Source organism: Dellaglioa sp. BT-FLS60 (genome assembly GCF_054941065.1).
This window is the reverse complement of sequence record NZ_JBSOLI010000025.1, coordinates 31,705-43,497: the sequence shown is the minus strand read 5'-3', so window position 1 is coordinate 43,497 and position 11,793 is coordinate 31,705. Positions and strand designations below refer to the sequence as shown.

The window sequence follows — 11,793 nt, the reverse complement described above, 5'->3', positions numbered from 1 at the left end:
TAATGGATTTGGATAAACCGTACCCAAAAGTCTTATGGCTTTTGGGTCTTTTTTTGTCATTATACAAAAAAACTGTTATTAGTAATAGAATTAATTTCTATTACCAACAACAGATATTGTAGACCCTTTAAAAGTAAGACTAAAGCGTTATTTGGATGAAAATTCAAATAACGCTTTTTTTATTTAATAAGGATAGCATTTAATGTAGACCAATATATTAATTGTTGACAAAATAATTCTAGAAAGGTATATTATTAGATATTGGTAAGGGTTACTTGTTAATTAAACGTCTATACCAATTTTAATTAATATCTAAAAATACATTTAAAAAGGTGATATAAACTATGTGTGGAATTGTTGGCGTAACGGGAAAAACAAATACGGTTGAAATTTTAATTAATGGGTTAGAAAAATTGGAATACCGAGGATATGATTCAGCTGGTATTTTTGTAGATAATCAAACGGGTGAAGATTACCTTGTTAAAGAAGCTGGACGAATTTCAAATTTAAAAGCAGCAATTGGTAATGATGTTCATGGGACTGCCGGAATTGGGCACACACGCTGGGCTACTCATGGTGTACCAAGTAAATTTAACGCACATCCTCATGTTTCTGAAGATGGTCGCTTTTACCTTGTGCATAATGGTGTTATTACTAATTTTTCTGAATTAAAAGCACAATATTTAGCAGATGTTAATTTTGTTAGTGAAACAGATACAGAAGTTGTCGTTCAATTAATCGGCTACTTTGCAAATAAAGAAAATTTAACGGCTAAACAGGCTTTCAAAAAAGTTTTATCTTTACTTGAAGGGTCATCATATGCATTCTTAATGATGGATCGTGAAGAACCAGAAACTTTGTTTGTAGCTAAAAATAAAAGTCCTTTATTAATTGGTGTTGGTGATGGCTTTAACGTTGTCTGCAGTGATGCAATGGCTATGTTGAAAGAAACACATGATTTCATCGAATTAATGGATGGCGAAATGGTCATTGTTAAACCAAATTCTATTGAAATTGAAAATAAAAATGGCGAAGCTGTTTCACGTGATTCATACCATGTAGAAATGGATGATAGTGATTCAGAAAAGGGTGCATACCCATTTTATATGTTAAAAGAAATTGATGAACAACCAGCTGTTATGCGTCGTTTATTGAGTGAATATGTTGAAAATGAAGAAACTGTTAAAATTGATGACAACATTTTGAAGGCAATGAAAGCTGCTGACCGTCTCTATATTGTTGCTGCAGGGACAAGTTACCATGCTGGACTAGTTGGAAAAGAATTGTTTGAAGGCTTGGCTAATGTACCAACGGAAGTTCACGTTGCTTCAGAATTTGGTTACCACATGCCATTACTTTCAGAAAAGCCATTCTTTATTTTCTTATCACAAAGTGGCGAAACGGCTGATAGTCGTCAAGTTCTTGTAAAAGTTAATGAGATGATGTACCCAAGTCTAACGATTACAAATTCAGCAAATTCAACACTTTCTCGTGAAGCAACATACACATTGTTGTTGCATGCGGGTCCTGAAATTGCGGTTGCATCAACGAAAGCTTATACGGCTCAAATTGCGGTTGAAGCCCTTTTGGCAAAAGCATTAGGAACTGTAACAGGACAAGCTAAAGCAATTAATTTTGATGTTTATCATGAATTAACAACAGTTGCTAATGCAATGCAAGCAATGGTTGATGATAAAGAATCAATTAATGATTTAGCAAAAGAATTCTTAAGTGAGACGCGTAATGCATTTTACATTGGACGTGGTATCGATTATGATGTTTCAATTGAAGCGGCATTAAAATTAAAAGAAGTTTCATATGTTCAAACTGAAGGATTTGCATCTGGTGAGTTAAAACATGGAACAATTGCCTTAATTGAAGAAGGAACACCAGTTGTTGCAATCATTACGGATGCACCAACTGCTAGTCACACACGTGGTAATGTTCAAGAAGTTTTAGCACGTGGTGCGAATACGATTATAATTTCAACAGAGTCATTGGCAAATGAGGGTGATCAGATTATTTTACCAGATGTTTCTGACTTATTAACGCCTTTAGTAAGTATTGTACCTGCGCAATTATTGGCTTACTACACAAGTTTAAATCGTGGATATGACGTTGATAAACCTCGTAACTTAGCAAAAAGTGTTACCGTTGAATAAAAGAAATAAATGAAATAATGTTGCCTAATAAGGTGACATTATTTTTTTATTTGGTATAGACCTCTTGATTTTGATAACATAACGTTGTATTATTGGACTATACCAATTAGGACGATAAACAATTGAAAAGAGGACAATGAAATGAAATTAATTATTGTTAAAGACCAAAATGAGGGTGGCCAAAAAGGCTACGAAGTTTTCAAAGCTGCTAAAGAAGCCAACGCAAAAATCTTTGGATTAGCTACAGGAAGCACACCATTGACAACTTATGCTGCCATTTCAGCAAGTGATTTAGATTTTACTGATTCAATATCTGTTAACTTAGATGAATATGTTGGTTTAGGCGAAAAAGATTCACAAAGTTACCGGTATTTTATGAATGAAAATTTATTTAGCAAAAAACCATTTAAAAAATCTTACTTACCTAACGGACTTGAAAGTGACGCAGAAAAAGAAACGAAGCGTTATGATAAAATTATTGAAGATAATCCCATTGATTTACAAATTTTAGGGATTGGTAAAAATGGCCATATTGGGTTTAATGAACCAGGTACACCTAAAGATATTTTGACACATAAAGTTCATTTAACAGAATCAACAATCAAATCAAATGCACGTTTCTTTGATAATGAAAATGATGTGCCTAAATATGCTTATTCAATGGGTATTGGCTCAATTATGAAGTCTAAAAAAATCTTACTTGAAGCCTTTGGCGAAAGTAAGGCAGAAGCAATCAAAGGGATGATTGAAGGCCCCGTAACAGAAGATTTACCTGCAAGTTTCTTGCAAAATCATGATGATGTGACTGTTATTATTGATGAAGCTGCTGCAAGTTTATTAAAAAATAAATAAAGTTGCATTCATATGTGGAACTAATTCATTTAAAGCGTTAGAATAAATGAATTGGTTCTATTTGTGTCTAACGCTTGCTTGACGGTTGATAGTAAGTTTAGTAACATAATGACGATTGTAAGAAAATACGTTTTTAGGAAGTTGAAAAAATGGTAGATTATAAAATTAGAGTAAAAAATGTGACAAAAGAATATGACTTATTTAAAACAAAGTCTGAACATATTAAATCATTGTTTTCTTTTAGAAGTGCTGCGGTACCTCATTTTTGGTCTTTAAAAGGAATTTCACTTGATATTATGAGTGGCGAAACATTAGGTTTAATCGGTGTTAATGGTTCAGGTAAGTCAACATTATCAAATATTATTTCAGGTATCATTCCACAGACAACTGGGATTGTGGATGTCCGTGGCGAAACGTCAATTATCGCTATTGGGGCTGGATTAAGAGGTCAACTAACGGGGTTAGAAAATATTCGATTAAAAGGGTTAATGCAAGGATTAACGAATAAACAAATTGATGATATTTTAGAAGATATTATAGGTTTTGCTGATCTTGGTGATTTTGTTTACCAACCCGTTAAAAGCTATTCAAGTGGTATGAAATCTCGATTAGGGTTCGCTATTGCGGTGCATATTGATCCTGATATTTTGATTATTGATGAAGCATTATCAGTTGGTGATGATACGTTCTATCAAAAATGTGTCGATAAGATTAATGAATTTAAAGAACAAGGTAAAACAATTATTTTTGTTAGTCATTCATTGAAACAAATTGAAATGTTATGTGATCGTGTCGCATGGGTTCAATATGGCGACTTAAAGCAAGTAGGTCCTACTGAAGAAGTCGTTTCTAAATATAAAGAATATATTGATTGGTTTAAAAAATTATCAAAGAAAGAAAAAACAACCTATCAAATGGAACAAAAAGAAGCGCAAAAGGCGTTTAGTATTGAAGACTATCTTGCTAGTGAGATTGATAAAGAAGATGCTGATGAAGCAAATTCTGACGTCTCAAAACAAGTTGTTGCCGAAAAAGTTAAAAAAGATTTTTATGGTTCAGTTTTAAATGAAAAAATGTCTAAACCAAGTAAAGCACTCACAATTGTGACTTTGATTGCAATCGTATTCTTTAGTTTGGCTAACGTATCGGGACATTCAATTAGTCATATTGTTGAACATCCAACAAGTATTATTCATCCAGTGAATACAAAATAATAGGTGAAACATCAACTTAAATAATTAGGTTGATGTTTTTTTATCGTTAATAAGAGGACATTTAAAACAGAATTGAGTTCAGCGATTATCGTAGGGAAGGGACCGATTGACTAAGATAATGTGTAACGGCGATAGGCTTGTACATGGTAAGAAGAGTCATTATTTATTTTGGAGAAAAATAATGATATTGACAACGCTTACATATCGTGGTATCTTTACTTTGTAAGGTATGTGAATTACCTTTATCAATTCTCTTTCTCTCTTATGCTGGCCACTATTGCGATGTAGTGGCTTTTTTTGTGCATATTGTACTTATCGTCAAATGTGTTTATACTTAATTGAAGAGAATAAATAGGGAAAGTTGGGTTTAATATGAAAAGTCATGAAATCTTATCATTGATTGAGGAAATCACTAGAAATGATGGCTCTAAATATTTTGAATTGTCGAATATGGTACAAAATGGTCGGGCAGAACTCGCAGTTCAAAGAGCGTTATTGAAGGAAGTCCGTATTTTACAGCTAAATATTCCTAGATCATCACACGTAATCAATTATGAAAAATATATTAACGAGAATTTTGAAATGCCACTAGAAGCATTTACTGACTATCAAGAATGGCATAAGACAGAAGAAGCTCAAAATGACTTAGATGCTATCTTAAGAGACAATCATATTGAATAGGAAATGCCAGAAATATCTTTACAAAATGGGTTAATCTGTGGTATAAAATAGTATAGACAGAAATGAAATGATTGCTCAGTAGTTCAGCGGTAGAACGCTTGACTGTTAATCAAGATGTCGTAGGTTCGATCCCTACCTGAGCAGTATTCATAGAGGATGGTCGACTGACTGCCGATTATCTTTTTTTATTTATGAACTTAACTTTTTGAGTCCATTGTAAGAAATTAATGATTAACTTGAATTATTTCTGAATACAGTTTAAAATTAAGAGATTGTAAGAAAGGGGGATTGCGAAATGTCATCAAACAACCATACAGGTGTCGGTAACGATCGTCGTCCAGTTAACACTCCAAACAAAAAGAACCGTCGTCGTAAACAACAAGAACTTGCTACTTTCTTAAAAGAAAGCAAAGCTAGCGACGCAGCAGCTGCAGCAAAAAAAGCATAATTTAGTTAAATAAATGATGGCCACTGTTGATTGTAACAGTGGTTTTTTTGCGTCTTGAGAAAGATAATTTTTATTTAAATATATTTTTGTTGTTATTTAGCTTACAATAAAAGAATCAATAAACTGACTAACGGAGTGATTAAAATGGCTAAGAATTTTTATGCAGTATACAAAGGACGTAAGACAGGTATTTTTACGAAGTGGCCTGATGTAGCGAAATTGGTTAATGGATTTGAAGGCGCACGATATAAAGGATTTGAAACACGAGACGAGGCGCAAAATTGGATGGATGATGGGGCGCCTAAACCAACAACTGGTGGTAAAAAAAGATCAGTAGCAGTCGATAAGTCAGTTGTTTTAACGCCAAACTCTATTCAAGTTTGGACAGATGGTGGTTCAAGAAATCATGGAAATAAATTAGGTGGACATGTTTTAAATGAAGATACAGCTGCGTGGGCTTTTTATATTAAGACACCGGGTGAAACATTCTCTGGTACAGATGGTGAAAAAGGTAAGACGAATAATTATATGGAAATCACGGCATTTTTGCAGGCTATGAAAAAGTTAATTGATTTGGGCTTGCGGGAAGAACATATTGTATTCATTTTAGATTCTAAATATGTTTTGAATGCTATTCAGAAAAATTGGTTGACGGGGTGGCAACGTCGAGGTTGGAAGAAAGCTGATGGTCAAACGGTGCTTAACGTAGCGCTTTGGCAACAAGTTGCTGAATTGTTACCGGCTTTTACTAAAATTGATTTTGAATGGACAAAGGGCCATGCAGATAATGAAGGCAATAATAAAGTTGATGAGCTTTTAAATGAAACGATGGATAGGATGTAAGAACAGATAAGGTAGATTTCTATTAATATAGAAGTCTATTTTTGTCTATACTTTTAATGAAAGCGCTTGCTATTATGCCGCTATGATGTTATTATATTCATGAAGATAGATATAAGGAGATGGTTAATGATGGCATCTGAAAAGTTAGAACCAGGGCAGTCGGAAGCATTAAAAGAATTTATTTCAAATTTGGATATTTTGAATGCCCTGGCGGATGAGAAACGTCAGCGATTAATCATTTTATTGGGGTCAAAATATCAACATGAGTTAACGGTGACTGAGCTAGTTGATCGCATGGCTTTGTCGCAACCAGCAGTTTCGCATCATTTAAAAGTTTTGAAAAATGTTGAATTAATTGATTTTAAGCAAGTTGGATTAAAACGATTTTATTTTTTAACACCTGACAAGACATTAAATCGATTAGAGCATTTAATTAAAATGATTCGTGAAGGAGAAAAATTAAAGGAGGAATCAGACTTATGACTCAAAAAGCGTATATGATTGGTACCGGTATTGGTAATTTAGCAGCAGGTATTTATTTAATTCGTGATGGTGGCTGGCATGGTGACCAGATTACGATGTTTGGTTTAGAAAAACATGGTGCTAATGATGGTGCTGCGGTCAAAGACTATGTCACTGAATATGGCAATCAAAGTTTGGGCAATCAAAAAGGCTTTCTTGCAAAAGGTGGCCGTATGTTGAATGAAGAAACATATGAAAATCTATGGGATGTTCTTCGAGAAGTTCCTTCATTAGATCATCCTGAAAAAACGGTTACTGATGAAATACTAGATTTTGATCATGCCCATCCAACACATGATATTGCACGTTTAATTGATAAAATGGATGGCATCCGAAATAAAGGTGGTAAGAATGATTACCGTCATATGCAATTTAATACACGAGATCGTGTCTTACTTACAAAATTAATGATGATGCCAGAATCAAAAGAAGCAGAAATCAATGATATTAGTATTGAAAAATGGTTTGAAAATAGCCCTCATATGTTTACAACTAATTTCTGGTATATGTGGCAAACAACTTTTGCTTTCAAAAAAGAAAGTTCAGCAATGGAATTACGCCGTTATATGAACCGTATGATTCTTGAATTTAGCCGAATTAACACGTTGGAAGGTGTCACAAGAACGCCATACAACCAATATGAAAGTATTATTTTACCAATGCGTCGTTATCTAACAGATCGTGGTGTTACTTTTGTGGATAATCGTAAAATTACTGAATTTAAATTTAAAGATACACCATTACGTGATGATATTGTCGTTAATGGACTTGTCTATGAAGAAGTCGATAATGATAATCAAGTTGGTGAAATCACTGTTAATGATGGCGACTTAGTCTTTGATACAAATGGATCAATTACGGATAGTTCATCGATGGGTGATATCGATACACCAATTGTTGAAAATATGGAATATGCACCTAGTGCTAAACTTTGGAAACAAGCGACTGACCATTTTTATAATTTGGGTAAGCCAGATAAATTCTTTAATGATCGTCAACAAAGTGAGTGGATGAGTTTTACGGTCACAACGGATAATCATTTAGCAGTTAACGAAATTGCACGTATTACACAACAAGAGCCAGGTAATGCATTGAATACTTGGGTTGATAGTAATAATTTATTATCAATCGTTGTTCATCATCAACCCCATTTCCACGCTCAAAAAGAAAATGAGACTGTCTTCTGGGGCTATTGCTTATACCCTCGTCGTAAAGGTGATTTTGTTCAAAAACCATTTATCGAAATGACAGGCCGTGAGATGTTGGAAGAATTATTAGGGCATCTCGCTCAAACAGATACTGCAGTTGATAATATTAGTCGTCATACAGATGAAATTATGGCTAGTGTAGTGAATGTTATTCCAGTTTATATGCCATATGCAAGTGCGCTATTTAACCGTCGTGCCATTGGTGATCGTCCGGATGTTGTACCAAAACATTCAAAGAACTTAGCGTTTATTAGTCAATTTGCGGAGATGCCATTTGATATGGTCTTCACGGAACAATATTCATTCCGTTGTGCACAAGTTGCTGTGTATAAATTCTTAGGCATTTCTGACACACAATTGACCCCATTACATCATTATGAAAAAATGCCAAAAGTTTTGGCTAAAGCAACGAAAACGATGTTTAGATAAGCTAAATAACGATTTATAATTAATTTTATAAATCGTTATTTTTTTGGTGTATAATTAAAGCTTATTCTAACTCGGAGAAGGTGATCGGCATGATTAAAATTAATGAAGCAGTTAATCAAATACAATTATCAGGTATTCGTCGATTTGATGAATGGGTCTCAAAAATAGAGGGGATTAGTAAACTGACGTTGGGAGAACCTAATTTTATTACGCCGCAACACATTATGGACAGCGTTCAAAAGGCACTAGATAATGGACAAACACATTACGAAGCATCAGCGGGAAATCCGGATTTACGACAGGCAACAGCAGATTATTATAATGAAAAATATGCCTTAGCGTACAGTGCGGAGAATGTTTTAGTGACGGTTGGTGCTACTGAGGCCATTGCAACGGCACTAAAAACAGTTACTGCGCCTGGAAATTACGTTTTAATGCCTGTTCCATGTTATCCAGCCTATCTGCCATTAATGGAATTACAAGGTGTTAAACCTGTTTTTATGGACACTCGTGCGACTGATTTTAAGGTCACTGCAGATTTAATTGAAGAAACGCTAAATAAAAATGCGGATAAAGAAATTGTTGGCTTTATTTTTAACTATCCAACGAACCCGACTGGCGTTTCTTATCAACAAGATGAATTAGTCGCAATTAAAAATGTTTTAAAATTGCACGATATCTGGGTAATGAGCGATGAAATTTATTGTGAGTTAACGTATGATCAGCCGCATATTTCGATGGCCAGTCTGTATCCGGAAGGGACAATTTTAATTATGGGATTATCTAAATCGCATGCCATGACGGGGTGGCGGATTGGGTTTGTGTTGGCAGAAACCCGATTAATTACCGCAATGAAAAAGGTGCATCAGTATCACGTAACAACAGCGGCAACGTTGTCACAAGTTGCTGCACTTGAAGCGGTTAAAAATGGCAAGCAAGATAGTACCCCAATGAGAGAGGTTTATCGGATACGCCGTGATAGATTGGTTACAAGCTTAAAAAAAATCGGGTATCATTTAATAGAACCAGATGGGACATTTTATTTATTTGTCCAAATACCCGAAAAATTGAAAGTAAGTTCTATTGCATTTTGTCAGCAACTTGCTTTGCAAGAAAAGGTTGCAGTTATTCCTGGCAGTGCTTTTACGGAATATGGTGAAGGTTATTTTAGAATAAGTTTTGCTGCAAGTGATGAGCAATTATCGAAGGTAGTCGTTGCATTAACGAATATTGAGCATTAAATGCCAAATAATGCGCAATTTATGGTACGTTTGTAGTAGTAGATAAAGGAGTGATTTTAAATGGATGGAAATCTTGATTGGACAATTACTGAGTTAAAAAAAATTGAAACAACAGAAAATAAATTATTGATTGAAGCAACTATTATATTACTAAAAGACCAAGCAGTTGAAATTGAAAGCTTGCATGGCGCAATGGAAGGACAACTTTGGAGTCCTAGTAATTGGCGTAAGTAGGCTGGCAAAAATGACAATCTAGTAAGTGAGGAGTGACGCTATGAATAATCGATTAGAAAAATTGGACTTTGACATAACACCGGTAACTTTCGAACGCGTTTTAGTGGCTATAGATGAAGATGATTCAGAATCATCCATTTTGGCTTTTAATTATGCGGTAGCATTAACCAAATTGCAACAAGTGCCTTTAGGAATTGTTTCTATTTTGGAAACAAATGATATGAATATTTTTGATTCTATGTCACCAGATGTTATTAAGAAGAAAAAGCAGTTATTGGAAGAAAGTATTGAACGATACGTAGATAAAGCACGTGATTTTGGTGTCGAAAATGTGCATGCGATTGTTTCTGCGGGTAGACCAGGGCCTGAGATTGTTGAGAATATTATTCCAGATTTCAAACCGGATATTCTTATTTGTGGCTCAAAAACAAATGTGCCAAGTAATTCAAAAAAAATATTTATTGGGTCTCAAGCGAGTTATATGGCTCAAAATGCGCAATGTTCTGTTAGTGTTATTAGATAAGCCCTTTAAATGAGAATGCTAAAAGAGTGAAAAACTTATTTTTAAGTTTTTCACTCTTTTTTTTATTAAAATCAACATTATTGTTCGGATTCATGATAAGATTAACTGTGTTAAATTAAAATACAGTGAGGATGGTTAAAGTGAAAGCCTATAAAACGTACCGAGTTAGTCTTGGATGGCAAATATTAATCGGATTAGTATTGGGAATTATTATTGGTGCTGTTGGGTATCAAAATAAGCTCATTATTAATTCGCTTCAACCGCTTGGAACCATCTTTATTAATATGATCAAAATGATTGTATTACCAATTGTTGTTTCGTGTTTAATCGTCGGAATTGCCAATATGGGAGATATTCACAAATTAGGTAGAATCGGTGGTAAAACCTTAATTTACTTTGAAATTATGACAACAATTGCGATTGCGTTAGGATTAATTGTTGGTAATTTAGTTAAACCAGGACAATTTATTGATATTACAGCTTTAAGTAAAGTTGATATTAGTCAATATGTTTCAACTGAAAAAGCGACCTCAACTGGACTGAGTTCTATTTTAATGAATATCGTACCAACCAATATTTTTAAAGCACTTGTTGATGGTGATATGTTGCCCATTATTTTCTTCTCAGTTTTATTTGGACTTGGAACAGCAACACTAGGCGAAAAAGGAAAGCCAATTATTGATTTTTTCTCTGCTGTATCTGAAGTCATGTTTAAAGTAACCAATTGGGTAATGAAGTTAGCACCTATTGGTGTTTTTGCGCTAATTGGTGTTACAATTGCGCAACTTGGTGTTTCAGCATTAAAACCATTAGGCTTTTTTATCCTTGTGACCTATCTAACGATGGCATTTTTTGTTATTGTGGTAATGGGACTTGTTGCTAGATTATTTAAAATTAATTTGATTGTGCTATTGAAAGTTATTAAGGACGAAATGATTCTTGCCTTTTCAACGGCTAGTTCTGAAGCTGCATTACCTAAAATTATGGAAAAAATGGAAGATTTTGGTGTTAAAAAAGGAATTGTCTCTTTTGTTATTCCAACAGGTTATACATTTAATCTAGATGGATCAGCTATTTATCAGTCAATCGCGGCTTTATTTTTAGCACAGGCCTATCATATTCACCTATCAATTGGTCAACAGGTTACATTATTAGTTGTGTTAATGATTACGTCTAAAGGGATGGCTGGCGTGCCAGGAGCATCATTCGTTGTCTTGTTAGCGACAATTGCAACTATCGGAGTTCCAGCTTCGGGGTTGGCTTTTATTGCTGGAGTTGATAGAATAATTGATATGGGTCGTACAACGGTTAATGTTGTCGGTAATTCATTAGCAGCTGTGATTATTGCACAATCAGAAAATGAATTTGATCGCGACAAGAATCAAAAGTATCTAGAAAAATTACACATTAAGTGACCTTAAAAAGGGGGCTTTCGG

At 34.3% G+C, this 11,793-nt stretch carries 12 protein-coding genes and 1 tRNA gene; all 13 read left to right on the top strand.

The annotated features are described in order from the left end of the window. The first annotated feature begins 344 nt into the window (after positions 1-344). The 13 genes from glmS to ACVQ8P_RS00825 all read left to right on the top strand — a co-directional run bounded on the left by glmS (position 345) and on the right by ACVQ8P_RS00825 (position 11,772). Positions 345-2,162 (top strand): glutamine--fructose-6-phosphate transaminase (isomerizing), encoded by a 1,818-nt coding sequence (gene glmS / locus ACVQ8P_RS00885; protein ID WP_462296963.1) that lies wholly within the window; start codon positions 345-347, stop codon positions 2,160-2,162. Between the two features lie 141 nt (positions 2,163-2,303). Next, on the top strand, positions 2,304-3,014 hold the full coding sequence (locus ACVQ8P_RS00880; protein ID WP_462296962.1) for a glucosamine-6-phosphate deaminase: 711 nt from the start codon (positions 2,304-2,306) through the stop codon (positions 3,012-3,014). A gap of 149 nt (positions 3,015-3,163) precedes the next feature. Next, on the top strand, positions 3,164-4,228 hold the full coding sequence (locus tag ACVQ8P_RS00875; RefSeq protein ID WP_462296961.1) for an ABC transporter ATP-binding protein: 1,065 nt from the start codon (positions 3,164-3,166) through the stop codon (positions 4,226-4,228). Between the two features lie 372 nt (positions 4,229-4,600). Beyond that, complete coding sequence (locus tag ACVQ8P_RS00870; protein WP_462296960.1) at positions 4,601-4,909, top strand: hypothetical protein; 309 nt, start codon at positions 4,601-4,603, stop codon at positions 4,907-4,909. Positions 4,910-4,981: 72 nt separating this feature from the next. Next, a tRNA-Asn gene (locus tag ACVQ8P_RS00865) sits at positions 4,982-5,053 on the top strand. Between the two features lie 151 nt (positions 5,054-5,204). Next, positions 5,205-5,357, top strand: coding sequence for a hypothetical protein (locus tag ACVQ8P_RS00860; protein ID WP_462296959.1), 153 nt, complete (start codon positions 5,205-5,207; stop codon positions 5,355-5,357). Positions 5,358-5,501: 144 nt separating this feature from the next. Beyond that, entirely contained in the window at positions 5,502-6,200 is a 699-nt protein-coding gene (locus ACVQ8P_RS00855; RefSeq protein ID WP_462296958.1) for a ribonuclease H family protein, read from the top strand. 126 nt (positions 6,201-6,326) lie between these two features. Continuing rightward, positions 6,327-6,683 carry an ArsR/SmtB family transcription factor gene (locus ACVQ8P_RS00850; protein ID WP_462296957.1) on the top strand — a complete coding sequence of 119 codons (357 nt, stop codon included), beginning with the start codon at positions 6,327-6,329 and terminating at the stop codon, positions 6,681-6,683. Then, positions 6,680-8,359, top strand: coding sequence for an oleate hydratase (locus ACVQ8P_RS00845; RefSeq protein WP_462296956.1), 1,680 nt, complete (start codon positions 6,680-6,682; stop codon positions 8,357-8,359). The genes ACVQ8P_RS00850 and ACVQ8P_RS00845 overlap by 4 nt, the downstream gene beginning before the upstream one ends. Before the next feature lie 89 nt (positions 8,360-8,448). After that, positions 8,449-9,600, top strand: a complete 1,152-nt coding sequence (locus tag ACVQ8P_RS00840) for an aminotransferase class I/II-fold pyridoxal phosphate-dependent enzyme (RefSeq protein ID WP_462296955.1) — start codon at positions 8,449-8,451, stop codon at positions 9,598-9,600. Between the two features lie 60 nt (positions 9,601-9,660). Next, positions 9,661-9,834 carry a hypothetical protein gene (locus tag ACVQ8P_RS00835; protein ID WP_462296954.1) on the top strand — a complete coding sequence of 58 codons (174 nt, stop codon included), beginning with the start codon at positions 9,661-9,663 and terminating at the stop codon, positions 9,832-9,834. A gap of 40 nt (positions 9,835-9,874) precedes the next feature. Continuing rightward, the gene (locus ACVQ8P_RS00830) at positions 9,875-10,357 is read left to right on the top strand and encodes a universal stress protein (RefSeq protein ID WP_462296953.1); all 483 of its coding nucleotides are present in this window, start codon (positions 9,875-9,877) and stop codon (positions 10,355-10,357) included. Between the two features lie 140 nt (positions 10,358-10,497). Then, positions 10,498-11,772, top strand: a complete 1,275-nt coding sequence (locus ACVQ8P_RS00825) for a cation:dicarboxylate symporter family transporter (RefSeq protein WP_462296964.1) — start codon at positions 10,498-10,500, stop codon at positions 11,770-11,772. Positions 11,773-11,793 lie beyond the last annotated feature (21 nt).

What these genes read in the sequence shown, in the direction of transcription:
- ACVQ8P_RS00845 (WP_462296956.1), top strand. Translation starts at nt 6,680, where the DNA reads ATGACTCAAAAAGCGTATATGATTGGTACCGGTATTGGTAATTTAGCA.
- ACVQ8P_RS00870 (WP_462296960.1), top strand. Translation starts at nt 4,601, where the DNA reads ATGAAAAGTCATGAAATCTTATCATTGATTGAGGAAATCACTAGAAAT.
- ACVQ8P_RS00880 (WP_462296962.1), top strand. Translation starts at nt 2,304, where the DNA reads ATGAAATTAATTATTGTTAAAGACCAAAATGAGGGTGGCCAAAAAGGC.
- ACVQ8P_RS00850 (WP_462296957.1), top strand. Translation starts at nt 6,327, where the DNA reads ATGATGGCATCTGAAAAGTTAGAACCAGGGCAGTCGGAAGCATTAAAA.
- ACVQ8P_RS00855 (WP_462296958.1), top strand. Translation starts at nt 5,502, where the DNA reads ATGGCTAAGAATTTTTATGCAGTATACAAAGGACGTAAGACAGGTATT.
- ACVQ8P_RS00840 (WP_462296955.1), top strand. Translation starts at nt 8,449, where the DNA reads ATGATTAAAATTAATGAAGCAGTTAATCAAATACAATTATCAGGTATT.
- ACVQ8P_RS00830 (WP_462296953.1), top strand. Translation starts at nt 9,875, where the DNA reads ATGAATAATCGATTAGAAAAATTGGACTTTGACATAACACCGGTAACT.
- ACVQ8P_RS00835 (WP_462296954.1), top strand. Translation starts at nt 9,661, where the DNA reads ATGGATGGAAATCTTGATTGGACAATTACTGAGTTAAAAAAAATTGAA.
- glmS (WP_462296963.1), top strand. Translation starts at nt 345, where the DNA reads ATGTGTGGAATTGTTGGCGTAACGGGAAAAACAAATACGGTTGAAATT.
- ACVQ8P_RS00875 (WP_462296961.1), top strand. Translation starts at nt 3,164, where the DNA reads ATGGTAGATTATAAAATTAGAGTAAAAAATGTGACAAAAGAATATGAC.
- ACVQ8P_RS00860 (WP_462296959.1), top strand. Translation starts at nt 5,205, where the DNA reads ATGTCATCAAACAACCATACAGGTGTCGGTAACGATCGTCGTCCAGTT.